Origin of the sequence: Paenibacillus intestini, assembly GCF_030803945.1 — a bacterium.
In the GTDB taxonomy this organism is placed as follows: domain Bacteria; phylum Bacillota; class Bacilli; order Paenibacillales; family Paenibacillaceae; genus Paenibacillus; species Paenibacillus polysaccharolyticus.
The window spans coordinates 437,380-460,295 of record NZ_JAURUN010000003.1; the positions used below are offsets into that span (position 1 = coordinate 437,380).

Annotated in this window: 22 protein-coding genes; all 22 read left to right on the top strand. The window is 47.3% G+C overall.

Going from position 1 to position 22,916, the window contains the following annotated elements; all coding sequences use genetic code 11:
• Positions 1-77: 77 nt before the first annotated feature.
• A complete protein-coding gene (locus J2T16_RS11165; RefSeq protein WP_499018350.1) occupies positions 78-1,262 on the top strand; it encodes an exonuclease SbcCD subunit D in 1,185 nt (394 codons plus the stop codon).
• The gene (locus J2T16_RS11170; RefSeq protein ID WP_221788928.1) at positions 1,259-4,678 is read left to right on the top strand and encodes an SbcC/MukB-like Walker B domain-containing protein; all 3,420 of its coding nucleotides are present in this window, start codon (positions 1,259-1,261) and stop codon (positions 4,676-4,678) included. The genes J2T16_RS11165 and J2T16_RS11170 overlap by 4 nt, the downstream gene beginning before the upstream one ends.
• A gap of 324 nt (positions 4,679-5,002) precedes the next feature.
• Positions 5,003-5,347 (top strand): hypothetical protein, encoded by a 345-nt coding sequence (locus J2T16_RS11175; RefSeq protein ID WP_221788929.1) that lies wholly within the window; start codon positions 5,003-5,005, stop codon positions 5,345-5,347.
• A gap of 221 nt (positions 5,348-5,568) precedes the next feature.
• Positions 5,569-5,928, top strand: a complete 360-nt coding sequence (locus tag J2T16_RS11180; RefSeq protein WP_154983206.1) for a histidine triad nucleotide-binding protein — start codon at positions 5,569-5,571, stop codon at positions 5,926-5,928.
• A gap of 179 nt (positions 5,929-6,107) precedes the next feature.
• Positions 6,108-6,281: a 30S ribosomal protein S21 gene (gene rpsU, locus J2T16_RS11185; protein WP_005547957.1), complete on the top strand. Its 174-nt coding sequence runs from the start codon at positions 6,108-6,110 to the stop codon at positions 6,279-6,281.
• Between the two features lie 15 nt (positions 6,282-6,296).
• Complete coding sequence (locus J2T16_RS11190) at positions 6,297-6,740, top strand: GatB/YqeY domain-containing protein (RefSeq protein WP_090914751.1); 444 nt, start codon at positions 6,297-6,299, stop codon at positions 6,738-6,740.
• A 432-nt stretch (positions 6,741-7,172) separates the two neighbouring features.
• On the top strand, positions 7,173-8,498 hold the full coding sequence (locus J2T16_RS11195) for an NfeD family protein (RefSeq protein ID WP_221789132.1): 1,326 nt from the start codon (positions 7,173-7,175) through the stop codon (positions 8,496-8,498).
• A gap of 162 nt (positions 8,499-8,660) precedes the next feature.
• The gene (gene floA, locus J2T16_RS11200) at positions 8,661-9,668 is read left to right on the top strand and encodes a flotillin-like protein FloA (RefSeq protein WP_154888033.1); all 1,008 of its coding nucleotides are present in this window, start codon (positions 8,661-8,663) and stop codon (positions 9,666-9,668) included.
• 13 nt (positions 9,669-9,681) lie between these two features.
• Complete coding sequence (locus J2T16_RS11205) at positions 9,682-10,257, top strand: YqfB family membrane protein (protein WP_221788930.1); 576 nt, start codon at positions 9,682-9,684, stop codon at positions 10,255-10,257.
• Between the two features lie 204 nt (positions 10,258-10,461).
• Positions 10,462-10,755, top strand: coding sequence for a sporulation protein YqfC (gene yqfC / locus J2T16_RS11210; protein WP_154888036.1), 294 nt, complete (start codon positions 10,462-10,464; stop codon positions 10,753-10,755).
• Entirely contained in the window at positions 10,752-11,945 is a 1,194-nt protein-coding gene (gene yqfD, locus J2T16_RS11215; RefSeq protein WP_221788931.1) for a sporulation protein YqfD, read from the top strand. Before yqfC ends, yqfD begins: the two co-directional genes overlap by 4 nt.
• 6 nt (positions 11,946-11,951) lie before the next feature.
• Positions 11,952-12,923 carry a PhoH family protein gene (locus J2T16_RS11220; protein WP_090914740.1) on the top strand — a complete coding sequence of 324 codons (972 nt, stop codon included), beginning with the start codon at positions 11,952-11,954 and terminating at the stop codon, positions 12,921-12,923.
• A 16-nt stretch (positions 12,924-12,939) separates the two neighbouring features.
• Positions 12,940-15,189 (top strand): HD family phosphohydrolase, encoded by a 2,250-nt coding sequence (locus J2T16_RS11225; protein WP_336120591.1) that lies wholly within the window; start codon positions 12,940-12,942, stop codon positions 15,187-15,189.
• 33 nt (positions 15,190-15,222) lie between these two features.
• A complete protein-coding gene (gene ybeY / locus J2T16_RS11230; RefSeq protein WP_090914736.1) occupies positions 15,223-15,720 on the top strand; it encodes an rRNA maturation RNase YbeY in 498 nt (165 codons plus the stop codon).
• Complete coding sequence (locus J2T16_RS11235) at positions 15,720-16,097, top strand: diacylglycerol kinase family protein (protein WP_090914734.1); 378 nt, start codon at positions 15,720-15,722, stop codon at positions 16,095-16,097. The genes ybeY and J2T16_RS11235 overlap by 1 nt, the downstream gene beginning before the upstream one ends.
• A gap of 338 nt (positions 16,098-16,435) precedes the next feature.
• Positions 16,436-16,849, top strand: a complete 414-nt coding sequence (locus J2T16_RS11240) for a cytidine deaminase (RefSeq protein WP_336120587.1) — start codon at positions 16,436-16,438, stop codon at positions 16,847-16,849.
• A gap of 32 nt (positions 16,850-16,881) precedes the next feature.
• Positions 16,882-17,781: a GTPase Era gene (era, locus tag J2T16_RS11245; RefSeq protein WP_090914730.1), complete on the top strand. Its 900-nt coding sequence runs from the start codon at positions 16,882-16,884 to the stop codon at positions 17,779-17,781.
• 126 nt (positions 17,782-17,907) lie between these two features.
• Entirely contained in the window at positions 17,908-18,048 is a 141-nt protein-coding gene (locus tag J2T16_RS11250) for a YqzL family protein (RefSeq protein WP_090914728.1), read from the top strand.
• A gap of 33 nt (positions 18,049-18,081) precedes the next feature.
• Entirely contained in the window at positions 18,082-18,834 is a 753-nt protein-coding gene (gene recO / locus J2T16_RS11255; RefSeq protein ID WP_090914726.1) for a DNA repair protein RecO, read from the top strand.
• Positions 18,835-19,250: 416 nt separating this feature from the next.
• Complete coding sequence (gene glyQ, locus J2T16_RS11260) at positions 19,251-20,138, top strand: glycine--tRNA ligase subunit alpha (RefSeq protein ID WP_090914724.1); 888 nt, start codon at positions 19,251-19,253, stop codon at positions 20,136-20,138.
• Entirely contained in the window at positions 20,131-22,206 is a 2,076-nt protein-coding gene (glyS, locus tag J2T16_RS11265; RefSeq protein WP_154888044.1) for a glycine--tRNA ligase subunit beta, read from the top strand. Before glyQ ends, glyS begins: the two co-directional genes overlap by 8 nt.
• A gap of 206 nt (positions 22,207-22,412) precedes the next feature.
• On the top strand, positions 22,413-22,901 hold the full coding sequence (locus tag J2T16_RS11270; RefSeq protein WP_186331730.1) for a YaiI/YqxD family protein: 489 nt from the start codon (positions 22,413-22,415) through the stop codon (positions 22,899-22,901).
• Positions 22,902-22,916: the final 15 nt, after the last annotated feature.

Below are 22,916 nucleotides of genomic sequence, written 5' to 3' on the forward strand. Positions count from 1 at the left end.
TGAATACCTCTTGTTCAATGAGCGACGGGCGAGAGATGTAATGATAGAAGATGTAGTGGAAAGAGGTGGAGCGGACGATGCGTATCTTGCATACGGGAGACTGGCATCTGGGGAAAACACTGGAGGGACGAAGCCGTCTTCGTGAACAGGAGGATTTCGTCGATGAACTCGTCAAACTAGCCGACGATCAGCAGGCTGATGCCATTTTGATGGCTGGAGATGTGTACGATTCGGTAAATCCGCCTGCGTCGGCGGAACAGCTGTTTTATGAGGCGGCAGCACGTTTGACTGAAAACGGCAGGCCACTTGTTGTCATTGCAGGCAACCACGATCAACCCGAACGTGTAGCCTCGGTAACTCCGCTTGTGAACAGACAAGGAATTACGTTAGTAGGCACACCGGTGTCAGAGGCTGTGACTATTCATACTCGTCGAACCGGGGAGACAGCACATATTGCGGCTTTGCCCTATCCATCAGAAGCGAGATTAAATGAGCTGTTAACTACAGATGGTGACGAAAATGTACTACGTCAAGCATACAGCCGCAGAGTAGGGATGTTAATGCAACGATTGGCTTCTTCCTTTCGTCCGGATACAGTGAATCTCGCTATGAGTCATATATATGTACTAGGCGGAGTAGAGAGCGACTCTGAACGGCCTATCCAGGTGGGGGGAGCGTACACTGTAGATCCTTCTTCCCTGTCTATAGGGGCTCAATACACGGCTCTGGGACATCTCCATCGTGCGCAAGCCGTCAAAGGGGACGGTGTGATTCGGTATAGTGGTTCTCCCCTGGCGTACAGCTTCTCGGAAGCAGGGCAGAGCAAATCCGTTACAATGGTTGATCTTACGCCAGGCGGAGTTGCACAAGTAGAAGAAGTATTGCTTACCTCAGGCAACCCACTTGTTCGTTGGAAGGCGAGAGGTGGCCTGGCAGAAGTGTACCGCTGGCTGGATGAGGGGCGTGACTCACAGGCATACATTGATATGGAGGTCTGGTTGGAGGATGCAATGTCTCTAAAAGAGATTCAGCAGTTGCGTAAAGCTCATGAGGGCATTATCCATATTCGTCCAGTATATCCGGAGATGGAGGCCGCAGGGTTCATAGAACAGCGTTCAGAATTGCCTGTGCATGAACTTTTTCGCAAGTTTTACCAGCGCCAAACGGGTGGAGCCCTACCAGAAGATAGTCTGGTACAGCTTTTCCTGGAGCTGGTCGATGAAGATGAGCCAGGCGTGCGTGAGGAGGTCGAAGGCCGATGAGACCGATTTTATTGAAAGTCGCCGGGCTACAAAGTTATCGTGAGATGCAGGAGATTGATTTTACGGTACTGACCGAAACAGGTTTGTTTGGTATTTTCGGCCCTACCGGTAGCGGAAAATCTTCTTTGCTTGATGCGATCACCCTTGCCATGTATGGCAAGGTGGAACGGGCAGTCAATGGTACACAAGGCATTATGAATCATGCTGAAGATTCGCTATCGGTTGCTTTTACATTTGAGCTTGCTTCGGCAGCGGGAACTCGTAGATTTCGGGTCGAACGGCGTTTTAAGCGTAACAATGAAGTGTCCGTTAGTAATACGGTCAGCAAGTTTATTGAAACGATTGATGGGGAAGATCAAGTGCTTGCTGATAAGCTGGCAGAAGTCAATCGGTGCGTTGAAGACGTCATTGGTCTGAAAATGGATGATTTTACGAGAGCCGTAGTATTACCGCAAGGGAAATTTGCCGAGTTCCTTTCCCTGAAAGGCAGTGAGCGGAGGCAGATGCTGCAACGTCTCTTTCATCTGGAGAAGTATGGGGATCAACTCGCCATTAAATTAAGTCGGCGGGTCAAAGATAATGATATGGCTCATCAATCCCTTGCTGCGGAGCAGCAGGGACTTGGCAATGCCAGTAAAGAAATGCTTGAAGAAACAAAACATTTGCTTAAGGCAGCGGTTCAGCACGCCGAATCCTCACGGAAAGAGCTGGATTCGGCGGTGAAGGAAGCAGAACAATTCGGCCGGATTCGTGAGCTGAGTAAGGAACAACAAGTGCGATTGCAAGAACAGCAACAACTCCATGCCAAGGCGGAACAGATTGAAGCCGATGAGGAGCGTTTGAAACGGTCGGGAGCAGCCGAGAAGATGCTACCTGCGCTTCAGTCAGCTCGGGACGCGTCAGAAGCCCACCAGCAGCGACAGTTGGAGGCAGAAACTGCTGGAAAACAGGCAGCGGAGCATGAACGTTTGGCTGTGCAGGAAGCTGAAAAGGCAGAAGAGGCAAGGCAACAGCTTGGAGCAGAAGAGCCCAAACTGCTCCTGCGTCTGGATCAATTGGAACAGGCCAAAGAGCTGCAACGGGAACGTGATGTTTTGCAGGCGGATTGTTCACGGCTTGCGCAGTTGATGGAGAAAGGGCAGGCCGAACAGGCAACGCTGAGACAACAGCTGGATAAAGAGCAGGAACTGCAAATGCGTGGACGCAAACGGCGTGAGGAATTGCAGGAGAGTCTCAAACCGAATGAAGTGAAGTCTGATGAGCGCAGACGGCTACAAACATCACTTGAGCTGAAACATCGGATCGATACAGCATTCGAGCAGGTGAAACAGCATAAAGCGGACATGCAGACCTATCAACAGTCTGCAGAACAAGGGGCTGCCAAACTGGAGGCGGCGGCTGCGGAAGAGGGACGCCTGACCGAACAGCGCCAGCAATTGGTGGAACAGGCGTCAGCAGGTCTTGAGGCCTTGCTTGCCTGTGAGCAGGATATTAACAGCGAACAGCGCTTGCTGGCCCGTGCGGAGGAGCAACTACGCCGTTCGATGCGTGAGCAGGAGATGCACCGGCTGTCCGCTGCCTTGCGTGCCGAACTGCGGGACGGCGAGCCATGCCCGGTGTGCGGATCCGCACACCACCCGCTCCCGGCTACGCCGCCGGGAGATGGTCCGCACGCAGACGATGCGGACCTGGAACTGCTGCGCAGCCTGCACGCGGAGCTGCAGGAGCTGCGCTTTGGGCTGCGCCAGCAGCTGCACGAACGTCGCAGCCTGCTGACGCAGCTTGGCGCCGCGGCCGGCGATGCCACGGCCGCAGCCGAGGCCGCGCCTGCGGCAGCGGAGCCCGAGCCTGCCGGATCGCCCGAGGATGGGCGATCTCCGGCGGGCTGGGCAGCGCGTGCCGCTGCGCTGCGCGAGGCCGCGCAGGCGCTGGCTGCCGCAGCAGCGCCGCTGCAGAGCGAAGCCGCAGCGTTGCAGCAGGCGGCTTCAGGCGCGCAGCAGCGCCGCATGGAAGCGGCAGCTGCGCAAGAGGCCGGCCGTGCCGGGCTCGCCCAGGCGGAGCGCAAGCTGGCCGAGAGCGAAGCCGCGGCGGCTGCATTGCAGGGCCGCTGGGCCGCGGAACTGCCTGACATCGCACAGGAGGAGGCCGCAGGCCTCTATCAAGCGATGCAGGAGCGCGATGCACGCGCCGAAGACATCAAGGAACGTCTGGCCAAAAGCGTGACGTTCCTTGAGGAGAAAGAGCAGCTTGTCCAGTCATTGCAGCAGAAGCTGGTGGAACTCGACAAGCAGCTGATCCAGTGGCAGACCGAATGGCAAGGCGGCAGCAAACAACTGGCAGAGAAAGAAGAGCGTTTGCGCCAGTGGGTAGGAGAGCAACGGGTAGAAGATCTGATCCGCGAGACACAGGCTCGCCTGGATGGACTGCGCAAGACTGCTGAGCTAGCTGCACAGCGATTCAAACAAGCGGATGCACAGAAGCAGGAATCGGTGAAACGTGACGTAATGGCTGGGCAGGCCGCCGCATCAGCTGCAGAACATCTGGAGCTGGCACAGGAGCGCTGGCGGCTGCTCTTGGAGCAATCCGCGTTCGAGACAGATATCGCTGTCACTCAGGCGGCGCTGGCTGCCGAGGAAGCAGAACGGCTACAGAAAGAAATTCAGCATCATCGTGAACGAGAACGTGAACTTGCTTCTCAGTTACGTGAACTGGAGCGGAAACTGGATGGTGCGGTTGTGACCGAGGAACAGTGGATCGCTTGCACAGAACGTTTGAAACAGGCCAGATATGAGGATGAAACTGCCTTGCAAGTGAAAGCACGTGCCGAAAGGGATCTGGAGGATGTACAGCAACGTCATGTTCGCTGGACGGAGCTGGAGACGAAACGGCTGGAGATCAGTCACCAGGGCGAGTTGCTTAGCAAGTTGCAGACCGCGTTCCGGGGGAATACATTTGTGGAGTACATTGCCGAAGAGCAGTTGATGCAGGTAAGTCACGCGGCTTCACAGCGTCTGCGCTTCCTTACCAAGCAGAGGTATTCCCTTGAAGTGGATTCGGGCGGCGGCTTTGTGATCTGTGACGATGCCAACGGTGGTGTGAAACGTCCGGTATCAACCTTGTCTGGTGGAGAAACGTTCCTGACCTCGTTGTCGCTGGCGCTGGCACTATCCGCCCAGATTCAGTTGCGTGGGCAGTATCCGCTACAATTTTTCTTCCTGGATGAAGGGTTCGGCACATTGGACCCGGAACTGCTGGATACGGTCATTACTTCACTGGAAAAATTGCATGACGATCGATTGGCTGTGGGCATCATCAGTCACGTTCCTGAACTGCGTGCGCGTTTGCAACGCAAACTGGTCGTGATTCCGGCTGGTGATGCGGGGACAGGCTCCAGGGTTGTAATGGAAAACTTATGAGTCCAGGAAGTTAATAAATAATTCATTTGTAAAAATATTTCTTTTTTTGATATCTCACGATAACAAGTGAGTTTCATCACAGATACAGGTTCAACCTGCTGTTATACTACAGCTAAGCCGACAAACTTGTTTTAAGCCCCCCGACGGACATCTGTTCAGGAAGCTTCCTGTATAGATGTCCGCGTAGCCGGACTTCTTCGGAAGGCCGCTCACGAGGGGCTTCTTTTTTCATTCTTTTTCAAATCGTCTTTAACACAGTGTCAATCCGCCCAGAGTTGAATAGGATGAAGGGTGAAGAAGAACTGAACTGGGAGGCGATTAGGCATGGATAAAAGTACGGCAAAGAAACTGTGTAAGGATCATATCCATCGTTATGTATGTATTCAGATGAATGATGGTTCACATTATGATGGCATTGTAGAGAACGTGGATGATGAGATGATTTATTTGGCTGTTCCGGTTGGCAATGAAGTCATGGCAGGCCATGCAAATGGAGCTCCAAATATGATGCCGATGGTTCAGTATCCGGCGACAACTGCTCGTGGATTTTATCCTGGATACGGGTACCCTGCTCCTTACCCTTATTATGGATATGGCCGCAGACGCTTCAACAGGCTGGTTCTGCCTTTATTTGCCCTGACGGCGTTAACCTTACTGCCGTACTATTAAAATGGTTTAAATTCCTTTTTAATCCGTATCAAAGAAATCATAATACAATCACGGTCATACCTCGGCAATGGGATACCCCTGCCTTCAGGTGTGGCTTTTTCTTTTACAGATGATTACAGAGAGGAAAGAAGTTATCTACCAGGCATTGGACGTACGATTTTACTTTTAGTATGATATAGGAGTATACATAATTTGAACTCATAGGAAGGAGGGATTGTACGATGGATTGCTTATTTTGCAAAATTGTAGAGGGCACCATTCCCTCCAACAAAGTACTGGAAAACGATCATGTAGTCGTATTTCACGATATTCATCCTGCGGCACCGACCCATGTGTTGATTGTTCCGAAGAAACATATCGCTTCCATGAATGATGTAACCGCAGAGGATATGCTCTTGATCGGAGAAATCCATATGGCTGCACAGGAGGCTGCCAATCGGCTCGGCGTGCAACAATCTGGATACCGCCTGATTAACAATTGCGGCCAAGATGGCGAGCAGACGGTGCACCATTTGCACTACCATTTGCTGGGCGGAACCAGACTTGGGGCGCTCACAAGTTTGTCTGATTCACACCAATAAGATCACGATATGATGCACTCAGGTTGCAATATTGTTTTTGCACTTGATAAATTGCTGTAGCTCAGCTAATATTAAGGGATCACGTTAAGGTTGACACTTTTATTGCCTTTCGCCTATAATGAAAGATGATGAACCGTGTTATTGCTCTTGGACGGTCTGGTCGGAGGGAGGGAAAACTGGTGTCTGAAACTAAAGTTCGCAAAAACGAGACTATTGATGCTGCACTTCGCCGTTTTAAACGTTCCATCGCTAAAGATGGCGTCTTGGCTGAGGTGAAGAAACGTAAGCATTATGAGAAGCCAAGCGTAAAGCGCAAGAAAAAGTCCGAGGCTGCTCGTAAGAGAAAGTTTTAGGAGGATTTTAACTACATGAATCTTAGCGAACGATTGAACGAAGATATGAAGCAAGCGATGAAGAGTAAGGACAAGTTCAGACTCTCCACCATTCGGTTGATTCGTTCGACGATCAAGAATCTTGAAATAGATTTGAAAAGAGATTTGGATGACAACGAAGTGCTTGATATCCTGAGTCGTGAAATCAAACAGCGCAAAGATGCCCTCCAAGAATTTGGCAAAGCAGGTCGCGAAGAACTCGCGGCAAATGCCGAAGCGGAAATTGAAATACTTATCCAGTATCTTCCTGCACAGCTTACCGAAGAAGAAATTAAAGTTATTGTACAGCAGACCATCCAGGAAACCGGTGCTTCTTCGAAAGCCGAGATGGGGAAAGTGATGGCGGCCCTTATGCCGAAAGTTAAAGGCAAAGCGGACGGCAAACTGGTTAATCAAGCAGTTCAACAATTTCTGCAATAAAGCAAATTCAATAAACACCTCCTGACTTGTCAGGGGGTGTTTTTTCATGCTCCATTCTATCTCTTCCTATCCCATCTCAGTTCATTACCTGTTCATCGACACGTGAGACTGCGGAATAGCTCTTTTGAGAGCGAGGTTTTAAAAAGATGGCAGATAAATAGTCATATAAAATTCTAAATAGGAGGCACTTTTATTTAGATTGCTCTTATCCACTTCTCATCGAATGTACATAAAGATTATAAATATTGGTTATAAAACATGATTTTGGATATATATTTCTTGCATTTGCTGGAGTATTCAAATATAATTTTAAGTTTTTGAAACGTAATGTTGCATTGTACGTAATAAATACCATAAGCTGGACAGTATAACATTATTGGAAAAGGGGGGACTAATGTGAGGGGAAAGCGCCGGAAGAAGCTTACGGGGTCAATGATGCTCTTGATGCTGCTGACGCTTTTACTTCCTGTCTGGATTGGAATACCGTCAGCACATGCAGCTGAGAAAAACGGCGCCGTATACGTAATTCCGGTGGATAAACCAATCGAGCAGGGATTAGGCAAATTCATGGAGCGTGGGTTCAAGGAAGCAGAGGAAATGAATGCTGGTTTGATCATTCTTGATATCAATACGCCTGGAGGCCGTGTGGATACTGCAGATGCGCTAGGCACGATGATTAAAGACAGCCCTATCGAAACGTTGGCATTTGTTCGGGGCGATGCTGCATCGGCAGGGAGTTTTCTTGCGCTAAATGCAGATAAGATCGTAATGTCACCAGGCAGCATGATTGGTGCTGCCGCCATGGTAGACAGCACAGGCAAACATGTTGACGATCCCAAGCTGGTTGCATTCTGGAAGAGCAAAATGCAAGGAGCGGCAGAGAAGAGCGGCCGTGATGGCGAGATCGCAGCTGGCATGACTGACGTCAATATGGTTGTAGAGATGCCGGAGATCAATAAAACCAAACAAAAAGGTGAAATTATTGCTCTCTCTGCTGAGGAAGCGCTGAAAGTGGGTTATGCAGACCATATCAGCAATACACCTGAAGAAGCAGCAACATGGCTTGGGTATAGTCAAGGAGATGTGTTCAAATTGGAACGCACTGCTGCAGAGAATATTTCTACCTTTTTGACCAATCCAATTGTGATGACCATACTGCTGTTCCTTGGTATTGCCGGTGTCATTATTGAACTGATTGTGCCTGGGTTTGGCGTTCCGGGAATCGTTGGGATTGTATGTTTTGTGCTTTATTTCTCTGGAAACTACATTGCGGGGTTTGCAGGGGCTGAGACATGGGTATTATTTACGGTCGGACTTGTCATGATGATTCTGGAGATGTTTATCCCGAGTTTTGGTATCCTGGGCATTTTGGGTTCCATTGCGCTGGTGGCCGGGGTTGTCAGGGCGGCTTACGACACAAGTGATGCATTCGTGTCCTTGGGAATTGCTTTTGGAGCTGCACTGGTCGTAATCGCAATTATCGCTGTAGTCTTTAAGGATCGAGGAATATGGAATCGATTCATATTAAGCGATAAGTTATCAGCTGATCGAGGATACTCCTCGGCGGCAGAGCGTAAAGAGCTGATCGGCTTGCAAGGCATCAGTCTGACACCTCTTCGTCCAGCAGGAACGGCGATGTTTGATGGTGAACGTGTCGATGTGGTCACAGATGGTGCATTTATTCCTGTGGATACACCCGTAATTGTCATCAAAGCGGAAGGTTCCCGGATTGTCGTACAACAGGCTTTGCCGGTGTAATTCTGCGTTTGCCGGAGTGATGATATCGCTTCGGCAAAGTACATAACCTTTTGCCAAGCTGCGGGCAATGTGGTGGAGTAATGTTTCAGCAGCGGATTAATCAGCGTCATTTCTGATGCTCTCTTTTACAAAAAACATATTGCAAACGGAGGAATTAAATCTATGGATCCAATGATCACGATTTTGCTCATCGCGGTGCTGGCTATTATCGTACTGAGCGTCTTTTTCAGCTTTTTCCCGGTTATGCTCTGGATTTCGGCCATTGCATCCGGCGTACGTGTAGGTATCATTACGCTGGTGGCGATGAGATTGAGACGTGTAACACCAAGTCGAATTGTTAACCCGTTGATCAAAGCAACAAAAGCAGGTCTTGGTTTAAATATTAACCAACTGGAAAGTCACTTCCTAGCTGGTGGTAACGTTGACCGCGTTGTTAATGCTTTGATTGCTGCGCAACGTGCAAACATTCCACTCGAATTCGAACGTGCTGCTGCGATTGACCTGGCAGGCCGTGACGTATTGCAAGCCGTGCAAATGAGTGTTAACCCACGTGTTATCGAAACACCAATCGTATCTGCCGTTGCCAAAGACGGTATCGAAGTTAAAGTTAGAGCACGAGTTACGGTTCGTGCCAACATTGATCGCCTCGTCGGTGGTGCTGGTGAAGAAACGATTATTGCTCGTGTCGGCGAAGGTATTGTAAGTACGAACGGTTCTTCGAACTCTCACAAAGATGTCTTGGAAAATCCGGATTTGATCTCTCGTACTGTATTGTCCAAAGGATTGGATGCAGGTACTGCATTTGAAATCCTGTCTATTGATATTGCGGACGTAGACGTAGGTAAAAACATTGGTGCCTTCTTGCAAACCGAGCAGGCGGAAGCAGATAAACGTATTGCGCAAGCAAAAGCGGAAGAGCGTCGTGCGATGGCCGTAGCACAAGAACAAGAGATGAAAGCGCGCGTTGTTGAGATGAGAGCGCGTGTCGTTGAGTCCGAGTCCCAAGTACCACTCGCCATGTCCGAAGCGCTTCGTAGTGGCAAAATTGGCGTAATGGACTATATGAACCTGAAAAACATTGAAGCGGATACTCAGATGCGTAACACTTTGGGGAAACCTGCTGAAAGTTCGAATTCCAATGATCAGGGTGATTCCAAAAACGGAAGATAGGCGGTGAATGTAAATGAGCCTATTTGAATGGATATTTAACAATCTCTATGTTGTAGCAGTTATTGCTTTTGCCCTCTTTTCATTCCTCGGAAAGCTTGGGAAGTCTGCAAAACCGAATCAGAAGCGTCCTGGTAACGGGATGCCCACATTTGGCGGTGGCGAAGATGCGAATCGTCGCTCAGAAAATGACTCTCAGCAACAGTCATCCAGACCGGATGAACGCCGTTATGAGGAGCAATATGATGAGCGTTACGACGAACGGTATGACCAGCCGTACTCTGAACCAGCAACATCCTCTAGTCCAGGAGATGAGTTTAGAGGTGACCAATCACTGGATAGCATGCGGAGTTCGGTAGATGAGCAGATGAGATTGATGGAAGAGCAGCAACGTATGATACAGGACAGACTGAATCGTATTTCTTCAGCGACTTCTCCATCTGTATCGAATTCAAGTATAGAAGAGGCAGATACAACGGATTCAGTGCCCTCTCTTCTTCGTCAAGAGGAGATTCGTACGGGAGTGCTTTGGGCGGAGGTACTGGGTTCTCCTCGTTCGAAGCAACCTTTTGGAACGAGAGGGAAGTTGTAAAAGTAAGTGAGAATAAAGACGATAAGCGATTCGCCCGTTTTAAAATAGAACGAAGCCTTTTCTGGGAGCATAAAGCCTCCAGAAAAGGCTTTTTTCGTATGCCTTTATTTTCAGCAAAATATGTACGTAACCGCTCACCAATTCTTCATAATTTCCTGAATTTGCGCATAAGTTGAACTGTAGAGGAAGGGGGAAGACCTTCGAATGACCCGGATCAGCCGCAAGCTGCGCAGATGGACCAGTGAGGTGCTGGATCTGCCGCAGGATGTGCTTTATGATATGCCACGGTTAACCCTGATCGGCAGTAAGCAACTGTATATAGAGAATCATCGCGGTGTCATCCATTTCACGCCGGATCGCATCGTACTGGCTCTTTCACAAGGTCAATTGGAGATTAGAGGTAACGCTTTGGTCATACGTAACATTTTGCCAGATGAAGTAGCTATAGAAGGTACGATTCTGGATATTCATATGAATGGAGTGGAGGGGAACGGATGAAGCAGCCTAGTCTGTATAAATTGCGTGGAGCTGTGCGAATCAAAGTTACAGGCGGAGATATCGAGACATTAATTAATACGATAACAGAGCAGAGACTGAGTGTATGGGATCTACGTGCACAGGATGGACGCCAGGCGGAGATGAGCATTTTGCTTCCGCACTTTTTCAGACTGCGTCCTATTGTAAAAGGGACAGGCTGCAGAGTGAAAATTGTGCACCGTAGCGGTTTTCCTTTTTTTCTGGCTCGTCTGTTTCGCAGAAAGTTTTTTGTAGGGGGCATGCTGTTCTTTGTAGCGGCATTATTTGCGCTATCGTCTATGATCTGGAATGTAGAAGTGAAAGGGAATGTAACGATTCCGACAGACGAAGTGCTGGCCGCGGCTAAAAAAGAAGGCATCTACCCCTTTCAATGGGGGTTTCGAATGAAAAGTCAGGACAAGCTCTCCAGACAGCTGGCGCTGGCATTGCCCGATGTGACCTGGATTGGCGTAACGAAAGAGGGGACAAGGGTTACGATTCAAGTCGTTGAGTCAGCACAGCCTAAGCGCGAGCCTCTACTGAATCCAAGACATCTCATCAGTAAATCAGATGCGGTGGTCACTCAGATCTATGCTGAAGAGGGTCGCCCCGTAGTACAGAAGAACGCGCGTGTAAAGAAAGGACAAGTGCTGATCTCAGGCATTCTGGGTGATGAGGAAAATACAAAAACGATTGTTGCCAAAGGCGAAGTCCGGGGCATGGTCTGGCGGGAATATGATATACAGGTTCCCTTGATTCAGAAACATCAGACGATGACTGGAGAAAGCAAAGAGCGGTTTTACGTGGTGCTGGGAGATTGGGCAATTCAATTATGGGGGTACGGAAAAACTCCTTTTAGTTCATATGACACGGATACGTATCACAAACCTCTGACCTGGCGTTCATTTACCTTGCCGATGGGATGGATGACGGAAAAGGATATGGAAACGAATTTCCATCAGGAAGAGCAAGGTGTGGATTGGGCTAAAACGAAGGGATTGGAAGGGGCAAGAAATGATATTTTAGCCAAAAACGGTAAAGGCACAAAAATTTTAAGTGAAAAAATTTTGCATGAGAAGAAAGAGAATGGTAAAGTTTATATGAAAGTATTATTTGAAGTGGAAGAAAGCATCGCGGAAGAACTTCCGTTAGTCCATAGTCAAGGAGAATGAGGATATTTGTCAGAGCAAACACGCAGTATACAAATCTCGCTCCAAAGTGCGGGAGAGGGGCAATCTCTGTTTGGACCCCAAGATATTTTTCTGAAACTGATTGAATCCGAGATTCCAGCCCAGATCGCTTCACGCGAAGCAGAGATTAATATCTTTGGTACTGTGCAACAGGTGGAATCACTTGAACAACTATTTGATGTATTACTGCAATTGATTCGCAATGGGTATGTGTTGACTGAAAGAGATGTCCAATATGCGATAGAGCTTGCTAAAGATTTGCGTGCGGATCAGCTGCTGGATCTGTTTAAAGGTGAAATTACGACGACATACCGTGGTAAACCGATTCGTGTAAAAACGATTGGACAGAAACATTACGTAACCACGATTAAAAAACGGGATATTGTATTCGGGATTGGTCCTGCCGGAACCGGTAAAACGTATCTGGCTGTTGTGCTGGCTGTAGCCGCTCTTAAAGAGGGGAGTGCCAAACGCATTGTGCTTACACGGCCTGCGGTTGAAGCGGGCGAAAGTCTGGGTTTCCTGCCAGGTGATCTGCAGGAGAAAGTAGATCCGTACCTAAGACCTCTGTATGACGCTCTATACGACGTTATGGGACAAGAACAGACGGCTAAGGCTCTAGAACGCGGATTAATTGAAATCGCTCCCTTGGCCTATATGCGTGGGCGTACGCTCGATGATTCCTTTATCATTCTGGATGAGGCCCAGAACACAACGCCTGAACAGATGAAAATGTTTTTAACCCGTCTTGGGTTTGGTTCCAAGATGGTCATCACCGGAGATGTGACACAGATTGATTTACCGCGTGGCAAAAAATCAGGACTTGTGGAAGCGAGTACGATCCTGGGTGAAGTTCAGGAAATTGGATTCGTGCATTTCGCCGAACAGGATGTCGTGCGTCACTCCCTCGTTCAGAAAATCATTGTGGCTTACAACCACGCCGCAGAAAATCAAGCATAGAAAGGGATTGTCTAAAGTGACCTCGAAAGAAATGTCAAAAGGCAAATCTTTTCAAAATAGAGCGACAGGATGGAAGTATAGCGTGTGGGCGCGCTATCTTCTCTTTTTGTTTTTAGTGATCCTCTTTTACGTGAGTCTTTCTTCCAAACTGTTGCCTGAGCGCTACGACATTCAGGAAGGTACTCGCAGTGAGGTAGACATTGTTGCGCCAATGCAGATTCCGAATAACAAGGCTACACTGAAAGCACAGGAAGAAGCGGCCGAACGTGTGCAGCCGATATATCAGATCGTGCAGATGCGTAACGAAAACCTGATGACAACGCTACTGGATCGCATTGACCGTTTGAATCAGGACGACCAGATCTCAAGCCAGGATAAGATTGATATCTATCGGGATGAGATCCCGCAACGTCAGAAAGATTTTGTGTCTAACTATATTAATAACAATCGGAAAACAGGTACATACTCCGACACTTTACTGGAAGAGATCCGAAACGTCGTACAGGAACAAAGTTACCGTATTCCTGAAGAAACGTATATCAAAATCTCACGTCTGACTTCAGATGATATTCAGGAAATGAAACCTGTTGCACGAGACATTGTGGCGAGATTGATGACAGACCAGGTTAGCGAGGCTACAACTGCTCGAGCGAAAGTGGCGGAGATGGTCAGCGCAAGCTCGCTTAGCAAACGTACGCAGCGTGAAGTGGTACAGGAACTTACGCGGCTGGTGGTAACGGCTAACCGTTTTTATGATGAAGAGGGTACCAAGGAAGCGAAGGTCCAAGCTCGTGAGAATACACCGACGGTGTTTATCAAGCAAGGGGACGCGCTTGTATCTAAAGGGGAGATGATTACCCCGGAAATGTATACGCTGCTTAATGAAAATGATTTGCTGAAAAACGAAGTCAACTACTGGCCACAGCTGGGATTGCTTTTGTTCTCCTGTATGCTGTCGGCAGCGATTTTAATGTTTATTCAGCAAGGCAGTGGAACACATTTTAAATATAATAATGCCCAACTGCTTATGCTTGTTCTCATCTTTATTATTTCGATTGTTGTCATGCATGTGACAGCCTTAATTCAGACCAATGAACGTCCATTTATCGGGTTTCTAGCACCGGTGGCTGTTGGAGCGATGCTGATCGCGCTATTACTGGATACATCCCTTGCATTTGTGTGCTCGATTCTTATCGGTATGCTGTCCAGCATTATTTTGAATACACACCAGGGTCAGCTTTTTGACTTTGAACTTGGCTTCTTTGCAGTTGTCGTTTCGTTTGTGGCAATTTTTGCAACGCACCGAGCGAGCCAGCGGTCAACCATCTTAAAAGGAGCTATCATGGTCTGTCTGTTCGGATCTCTGGCTGTCTTTACACTGGCTTTAATTGATACAGGGGACTGGAACAGAACAACAACGCTGTACGGCATTGGATACGCATTTGCAGGCGGGGTACTGACAGCTATTCTGGTTATCGGGCTGATGCCGTTTTTTGAAACGTCGTTTGGCATTCTATCCGCACTTAAACTGGTTGAGCTTTCGAATCCGAATCATCCATTACTTCGCAAGCTGCTTACAGAGACACCGGGTACGTATCACCATAGCGTTATGGTTGGCAATCTATCCGAAGCGGCTGCCGAGGCTATAGGTGCCAATGGATTGCTCTGTCGCGTAGGGTCGTATTATCATGATATCGGGAAGACCAAGCGGCCTATCTATTTTATTGAGAACCAAAACAATATGGAGAATCCGCATGATTCGATTGATCCCAAGCTCAGTAAGTCCATTATCGTTGCGCATGCGCGGGATGGCGTTGAGATGCAGAAGGACTATAAGCTACCGAAGCCGATACGGGATATTGCCGAACAACATCATGGTACTACATTCCTCCATTACTTCTACCACAAGGCGCTGCGTCAGGCGGAAGAAGCGGGGATTGAACCGGATTTCACGGAAGAAGATTTTCGTTATCCGGGACCGAAAGCACAATCGAAGGAGTCTGCTATTGTAGGGATTGCCGACAGTGTTGAAGCGGCCGTTCGTTCGTTACGCAAGCCTACGGTGGAGCAGGTAGAGTCTATGATTGAAAAAATTATCAAAGGTCGCCTGGATGATCATCAGTTTAACGATTGTGACCTTACGATGCGTGAGCTGGATATCGTGGCCAAAACATTAAAGGAAACGGTTATGGGCATTTTCCACTCCAGAATCGAGTATCCGGAAGAGATCAAGAAACCTAAACCGACGGCACCTGAAGCCGGTTAATCAATATTACGAGCAGACAGGAGTTATGAAAGAATGAGTCTTAACCTCGCATGGAATAATGAACAACAGGATAAAGAAATTACAGAACCGATGATCGCGATGCTGGAGCAATTGTTGACTCTCGCAGGTGGAGCTGAAGGAATCACGGAAGGAGAAGTTGCGCTCACGTTTGTTGATGATGAGCAGATTCACGAACTGAACCGTGATTATCGTGGTATCGACCGTCCTACAGACGTATTGTCTTTTGCGATGAACGAATCAGTGGATGAAGAGCTCGACATTATTTACGAGCTTGATGAGGACGAGGAAATGGAAGAAATGCCAGATGTCCTTGGAGACATCATCATTTCTGTTCCACGGACGATATTGCAGAGTGAAGAATATGGACACTCATTTGAGCGTGAGCTTGGTTTCCTGTTTGTTCATGGTTTCTTGCATCTCCTTGGTTATGACCATCAGGATGAAGCAAGTGAGGCAGAGATGATGGGGAAACAGGAAGCTGTTCTTGCTCAAGCCGGGTTGACACGATAATGAAGAGGCGCTCCTGGGGTCTTGTATTTCTCAACGCTCTGGAAGGAATTGCTTACGGCTTGCGTACGCAGCGGAATGTTAGAGTTCACACAGGAGTAGCTATTTTGATGTGCGCAGCCGGATTTTTTTTCCACATCTCCAGAACGGACTGGATGTTTGTGTTGACAGCTGTATTTATGGTGCTGGTCACTGAATTGATGAACACAGCCGTAGAAGCCGCGGTTGATTTGGCCCAGCCTGATATTCATCCGCTCGCAAAAGCGGCAAAAGACACCGCGGCTGGAGCAGTTTTACTGGCTGCGGTGTTCGCTGTGATCATAGGATGTATTGTTTTTCTCAAACCAGTGCTTGCTTGGTTGAGAGTTTTGTTGGGATAACAACCATCGAAAGGTTATTCTGTCATCGGAGTGAGTTAGTGTAATCTTAAGGTTTGAATGTTTTATCTGCACACCACCAATAAAAGTGTGCCTCTGCTTTTAAGTTGGTTTCCTAGAGATTACACGATAACGGAGAGGACAGAAAAAACCTGGAGAAGCGAAGCGCTCGCCTTTATCATCGGATTTTCACTTTGAAAAAGTGATTGAAGAAATCCGAGGATAACAGCGATCGGAAGGTTATTCTGTCATCGGAGTGCCCCAGTGTAATCCCCAAAGGTTCGAATCAACTTAACTCAAAGAGCACACCTTTATACACACCCTAAGGGAGAGAAAAATAAATGGACAATGGTTTGTTAATGCAGGAAGCAATAAAGGCGCGTACAAAGGCGTACACGCCATATTCCCATTTTGGGGTAGGCGCAGCTTTGCTGGATAGCGAAGGACATGTGCACCATGGTTGCAACATTGAAAATGCAGCATATACACCGGGTAATTGTGCTGAGCGTACCGCGATGTTCAGTGCTATTGCCGGGGGGCATAAGCCACGCAGTTTCAAAGCGATAGCTATCGTGGGAGATACCGAAGGGCCGATTGCCCCTTGTGGTGTATGTCGTCAAGTGATGTATGAATTGTGTGAACCAGACATGAAAGTCATTTTGGGTAATTTAAAAGGTGACTTGTTAGAAACAACAGTTGCTGAATTGCTACCATGGGCATTTGGTCCCTCAGATCTGAACTCTGCCAAAAAATAAAATTTCAGGCCTAGGCGCCTGAGGAGGAACATATGAAAAAACAAGCATTTAAATCCGGATTCGTTGCAATTATTGGACGTCCTAACGTGGGTAAGTCTACTTTAATGAATCAGGTGATTGGCCAGAAAATTGCAATTATGTCTGACAAGCCGCAAACCACGCGTAACAAAATTCATGGGGTTTACACATCCGAAGAACAACAAATCGTATTCCTGGACACGCCGGGTATTCACAAACGTCAATCCAAGCTCGGGGATTACATGAATGAAACAGCATTGAACACACTTGGTGAGGTTGAAGCTGCCTTATTCCTGATCGATGCATCTGAAGGTATGGGGGGCGGAGATCGATACATTGCGGAACAACTGAAAAGTGTACGGACACCTGTCATTTTGGTCATGAATAAAATCGACAAAATTGCACCGGAGGCGTTGCTGCCACTGATTGAGGAATATCGCAAACTGCATGATTTTGCAGAAATTGTGCCTGTCTCAGCTATGCTTGGTAGCAATGTGAGCACGCTACTGGAGCAAATCGGTAAGTACTTGCCGGAAGGGCCTCAGTACTACCCTGAAGACCAAGTGACGGATCACCCTGAGCAGTTTGTCTGCGCAGAGCTTATTCGTGAGAAAATTTTGCAAATGACACGTGAAGAAGTGCCTCACTCCATTGCCGTGACGATAGAAGATATGAAAGTTCAGGATAATGGTGTCGTTTATATATCCGCAGTCATCTTTGTAGAACGTGATTCACAAAAAGGGATCATTATCGGCAAGCAAGGGGCGTTGCTCAAAGAAGTAGGTAAGCGTGCTCGTCAAGATATCCAAAATCTGCTTGGCTCCAGAATTTTTATGGATCTGTGGGTTAAAGTGAAAAAAGACTGGAGAAATCAGGATCGCGTTTTGCGTGACCTTGGTTTCGGACGAGAGTAGTCGTTACTACGTAATGTAATATCAGCTTAATGTTTATCCATTAATTGCAACACATAGTTTTCCTTGCAGGACTCCATCCTATCGGGTATAACCAGACGTCATTTCCGAAGAGAGGATGAATTTCCGATGCGGGATTTTTCATGGAAGGTATTTTCAATGACAGGGGATGTAGAATCCTATTTGTTATATACCGAGACGTGTAACTCGTCAGGACAGGAGTCAGACACTGCAAGGGAAGTGAGTGAAGATGAAGAAGCGAAAGAATAAAGAGCTGATTCAGGAATGGTTAGGTGACGAGGCATGTTATATAGGGTGGAAGGCATTGTCATCCGCAGCATGGACTACGGTGAGGGAAATAAAATTGTAACGCTTTGCACTGAAAGTGGTGGAAAAGCGGGTGTACTCGTTCGGGGTGCCAAAAAGCCCAAAAGTCGGCATGCTGCACTGGTGCAGCCCTTTACTTATGGTCAATATGTTTATTTTCGCAACACAGGTCTCGGTACACTGAATGCTGGAGAAATTATCGAATCCAATCATGAGCTCAGGGAAGATTTGGTGAAGGCGGCTTATGCTTCCTATGCATGTGAACTGCTCGATCGAGTGCTTCAGGATGAAGAGACGGGAGCGTTTTGGTTCAAGCAACTAAAAGCCTGTTTGCAGGCTTTGAAAGAAGATAAAGATCCGTTAGTCATTATAAGTCTGTATGAGATGAAAATATTACAGGCAGCTGGTTACGGACCACAGCTGGATGAGTGTATCTCGTGCAACCAAGAGCGGCCGGATGAGCAGTTATTTATCAGCCCCAGACTTGGTGGTGTCTTATGCAGGGCATGTAAACATTTTGATCCGCCAGCGATGTCCGTTAGTCCAAAGACTTTAAAGTTGCTTCGGTTGTTTGTACAGCTGGATCTACAGCGGTTGGGAAATATATCGGTAAGTGACTCTACCCGTAATGAAATTAAAAAAATAATGCGTGCCTTCATGGATCACCAGTTAGGTTTGCATCTCAAGTCCCGTTCTTTCCTGGATCAAATGGAAAAGTACGGGATTTGAACTGTGGTCACACTTGAAAATAGTTATTGACTTCATCTTTAAATTTATATATTATGAAATATAAATTCTCTTTTTGGAGACATGCATTGAACGAGAAAGTAGGAAACTCGATTTAAAATATGATTGATACACGTATGAGCTGATAATTTGCTTGTGCATCAATGATAAGCGAGTCAGGGACGGTGAGAGCCTGATTGAATCGGTTTGTGAACAGGGCACTCGGGAGCATGAATGGACACGGAAAAGTGGGCCGGGATCAGACAAGGATTTGTTTGACTCAGGCCAAGTAGGGTGGAACCGCGGGAATAGCTCTCGTCCCTACGTCTGTACATCAGGCGTAGTGGGGCGAGGGCTATTTATTATTGCCTGCACACCTCCTATGCTTGCTAACAAACTACCCGAAAAGGAGCATGATTATGAATTTTCAGCAGATGATCTTGACGCTGCAACAATTCTGGGCCGAGCATAACTGTATTATCGTTCAGCCATATGATACGGAAAAAGGGGCAGGCACGATGAACCCGATGACCTTTTTACGTTCACTTGGACCAGAGCCTTGGAAAGTGGCTTATGTTGAGCCTTCCCGCCGTCCATCCGATGGACGTTATGGCGAGAACCCTAACCGGTTGTATCAGCATCACCAGTTTCAGGTCATTATCAAGCCTTCTCCGGATAATATCCAGGAAATCTACTTGGAAAGTTTGAATCGTTTGGGAATTGATCCGCTCAAGCATGATATCCGGTTTGTTGAAGACAACTGGGAGAACCCTTCGCTTGGTTGTGCAGGTCTTGGTTGGGAAGTGTGGCTTGACGGGATGGAGATTACGCAATTTACGTATTTCCAGCAGGTCGGTGGAATCGAAACGAATCCAGTAGCAGTGGAGATCACGTATGGTATGGAGCGTCTTGCTTCTTACATACAGGAAAAAGAAAATGTATTTGATCTTGAATGGGTCGAAGGTATTGCCTATGGCGACGTATTCCGTCAACCTGAATATGAGCATTCCAAGTATACATTTGAAATCTCTGACGTAAAAATGCTATTTACCCTTTTTAATATGTATGAAGAAGAAGCGAACAAAGCGATGGCACAGCACTTGGTATTCCCGGCATATGACTATGTGTTGAAGTGTTCCCATACGTTCAACTTGCTCGATGCGCGCGGGGCGATCAGTGTTACAGAACGCACAGGGTACATTACCCGTGTCCGCAACCTTGCTCGTCAAGTGGCAGCAACATATGTGGAAGAGCGTGAGAAGCTGGGCTTCCCGCTGATCAAGAAAGGGGGAGCCGAGAATGTCTAAGGATCTGTTGTTTGAGATTGGTCTGGAAGAAGTGCCTGCTCGTTTTATGCGCGCAGCTATCGCACAACTTCAGGAACGCATTGTGAAATGGCTTGATTCATCCCGTATTGCCTATGGTGAAGTGCAGGCTTACGCGACACCACGCCGTCTAGCCGTTCTGATTCAGAACGTAGCCGACAAACAGGAAGATGTGGAAGAAGAGGTAAAGGGGCCTTCCCGCAAAATAGCGCTGGATGACAGCGGTAACTGGAGCAAAGCAGCACTCGGATTTGCACGCAGTCAAGGTGTTGAGCCTGATCAATTTACCTTCAAAGAACTGAACGGTGTTGAATACATTTATGCAACGAAAAGTAGCAAAGGTGTAGAGACAGCATCCGTTATTGGCGAAGGTTTGTTATCCGTATTACACGCAATGACATTCCCGAAATTTATGCGCTGGGCGTCCTACGATTTCAAATTTGTTCGTCCTATTCGCTGGATTGTTGCATTGTTTGGCACGGAAGTGATTGATCTTGAAGTAACGGGTGTAAAAGCGGGTAACGTAACTCGTGGGCATCGTTTCCTGGGCAATGAAGCTGTGGTATCTGAGCCTTCGGTGTACGTAGATGTGCTTCGTGCTCAGCATGTCATTGCAGATATTTCTGAACGTGAGCAGATGATTGTATCCCAGATTGAGGCGCTGGCTGCCGAGAAAAACTGGAATATTGCAATCAAAGAAGATTTGCTTGAAGAGGTACTATTCCTTGTCGAAACACCAACCGTACTGTTTGGTACATTTGATTCCTCGTTCTTGAACATTCCGCAGGAAGTTTTGATTACTTCAATGCGTGAGCATCAACGTTACTTCCCTGTGTTGAATCAGGAAGGTCAGCTGTTGCCTTACTTTGTTACGGTTCGTAACGGGGGCGCTGATTCCCTTGATGTTATCGCCAAAGGAAACGAGAAGGTGCTGCGTGCCCGTCTGTCAGATGCAAAATTCTTTTATGAGGAAGATCAGAAGCTGGAGATTAAGGACGCATTGTCCAAACTTGAAAGCATCGTATTCCAAGAAGAACTTGGCACAGTGGGAGATAAGGTTCGCCGCATTCGCAAAATTGCTGACAGCCTGGCTACGAAATTGCAAGTATCTGGTGATGTGGCTGAATCGGTTAGCCGGTCCGCAGATATCTGCAAGTTCGATCTGGTTACGCTGATGGTTGGCGAATTCCCTGAGTTGCAAGGTGTGATGGGTGAGGATTACGCTCATAAAGCTGGTGAAAAAGAAGAAGTTGCTAAGGCTGTATTCGAGCATTATCAACCTCGTTTTGCTGGTGATCAATCTCCTGCATCTCTTGTGGGTGCGATTGTTAGTGCGGCAGATAAAATGGATACAATTGTAGGATGTTTCTCTATTAATATTATTCCTACAGGTTCTCAGGATCCGTACGCACTTCGACGCCAGGCAGCAGGTATTGTACAAATTTTGCTGGATCATCAACTTCCGCTGACCTTGTCTGATGTCTTCGGCGCAGCACTTGAAGTTCACGCTCAGATGAATCTGTTGAAACGTGCAGATGCAGAGGTGCGTAAAGATTTACAGGACTTCTTCGCATTGCGTGTGAAAAAATTGCTGTCGGAAACGGTTCGTTATGACGTTGTTGATGCAGTGATTGCTTCCGGATTCGATGATATTAGTGCAATCGTTCCAAAAGGTGAAGCGTTGATGAAAGCTGTGCTGGCAGCGGAAGAATTCAAAACAACACTGGAATCGTTCAACCGTGTAGGAAACTTGGCTAGCAAAGCATCGAACGCTTCGGTACATCCTGAACTGTTTGTAGAAGATGGAGAGCGTCAGCTATTTGATGCCTGGAATCAAACAAACGAAGCCTATCGCGATGCATTGTCCAAACATAACGCTTCAGAAGCTTTGGCTATCGCTTCAGCATGGAAGAAAGCCATCACGGTGTTCTTTGATTCTGTTATGGTCATGGCCGAAGATGAAGCGGTACGTGCGAATCGACTGGCTCTTCTTGCTGCCATAGATCAAGATTTGAAAGGGTTTGCTGATTTCTCCAAACTGGTTGGATAAGTACTGCAGTTCAATGATTATCTTTGTACAATTCAGCAAAACATAAATACAGTATTAAAGAACGAAATATGAGGGTATAAATATACGGAACGGGTTGCTCAATGATTTGGACAACCGCTCCGTATTTTTAGCCTCTGTTTTTTCTCCATTAGACTCAGAAGGATTTTCAATGACTGAGGTCGTATATTACAATATGCAGATATTTTATGAAACCGGGTGGTATAGGTTTGAGTGAATTGAATATACGTCACATCGTAGTTGATGGAGATGCTTGCCCGGTCAAGACGGAGATCGCTAACACTGCACGTCTCTTTCAGGTTCCTGTATTACTTGTTTCTTCCTTTGATCATTTGTTGCAAGGAGGGGAAGGTGTACGAACCGTGCAAGTGGATCGTAGTGATCAGAGCGCAGATCTGTACATCGCGAATCATATTAAGCCATATGATGTGGTTATTACGCAGGATTATGGACTCGCGGCGCTGGCTCTTGGCAAACGTTGTTATGTTTTATCTTTTAGAGGCCGAGAATTTAACGATCGAGATATTGATTTTATGCTCGATTCCCGCCATACTGCGGCCAAAGCTAGGCGCAGAGGGCATTATGGGAAAGGCCCAAAACCCTTTACAGAGCAGGATCGAGAAATTTTTCAACATAAACTGACAAAACTTTTGAAAGATTTGCAGGAGAATGTGTAAGTTTATCGAATTATA

Coding starts and splice junctions, on each gene's coding strand:
- J2T16_RS11165 (WP_499018350.1), top strand. CDS start 78: ATGCGTATCTTGCATACGGGAGACTGGCATCTGGGGAAAACACTGGAG.
- J2T16_RS11170 (WP_221788928.1), top strand. CDS start 1,259: ATGAGACCGATTTTATTGAAAGTCGCCGGGCTACAAAGTTATCGTGAG.
- J2T16_RS11175 (WP_221788929.1), top strand. CDS start 5,003: ATGGATAAAAGTACGGCAAAGAAACTGTGTAAGGATCATATCCATCGT.
- J2T16_RS11180 (WP_154983206.1), top strand. CDS start 5,569: ATGGATTGCTTATTTTGCAAAATTGTAGAGGGCACCATTCCCTCCAAC.
- J2T16_RS11190 (WP_090914751.1), top strand. CDS start 6,297: ATGAATCTTAGCGAACGATTGAACGAAGATATGAAGCAAGCGATGAAG.
- J2T16_RS11195 (WP_221789132.1), top strand. CDS start 7,173: ATGATGCTCTTGATGCTGCTGACGCTTTTACTTCCTGTCTGGATTGGA.
- floA (WP_154888033.1), top strand. CDS start 8,661: ATGGATCCAATGATCACGATTTTGCTCATCGCGGTGCTGGCTATTATC.
- J2T16_RS11205 (WP_221788930.1), top strand. CDS start 9,682: ATGAGCCTATTTGAATGGATATTTAACAATCTCTATGTTGTAGCAGTT.
- yqfC (WP_154888036.1), top strand. CDS start 10,462: ATGACCCGGATCAGCCGCAAGCTGCGCAGATGGACCAGTGAGGTGCTG.
- yqfD (WP_221788931.1), top strand. CDS start 10,752: ATGAAGCAGCCTAGTCTGTATAAATTGCGTGGAGCTGTGCGAATCAAA.
- ybeY (WP_090914736.1), top strand. CDS start 15,223: ATGAGTCTTAACCTCGCATGGAATAATGAACAACAGGATAAAGAAATT.
- J2T16_RS11235 (WP_090914734.1), top strand. CDS start 15,720: ATGAAGAGGCGCTCCTGGGGTCTTGTATTTCTCAACGCTCTGGAAGGA.
- J2T16_RS11240 (WP_336120587.1), top strand. CDS start 16,436: ATGGACAATGGTTTGTTAATGCAGGAAGCAATAAAGGCGCGTACAAAG.
- era (WP_090914730.1), top strand. CDS start 16,882: ATGAAAAAACAAGCATTTAAATCCGGATTCGTTGCAATTATTGGACGT.
- J2T16_RS11250 (WP_090914728.1), top strand. CDS start 17,908: ATGCGGGATTTTTCATGGAAGGTATTTTCAATGACAGGGGATGTAGAA.
- recO (WP_090914726.1), top strand. CDS start 18,082: ATGTTATATAGGGTGGAAGGCATTGTCATCCGCAGCATGGACTACGGT.
- glyQ (WP_090914724.1), top strand. CDS start 19,251: ATGAATTTTCAGCAGATGATCTTGACGCTGCAACAATTCTGGGCCGAG.
- glyS (WP_154888044.1), top strand. CDS start 20,131: ATGTCTAAGGATCTGTTGTTTGAGATTGGTCTGGAAGAAGTGCCTGCT.
- J2T16_RS11270 (WP_186331730.1), top strand. CDS start 22,413: ATGAAACCGGGTGGTATAGGTTTGAGTGAATTGAATATACGTCACATC.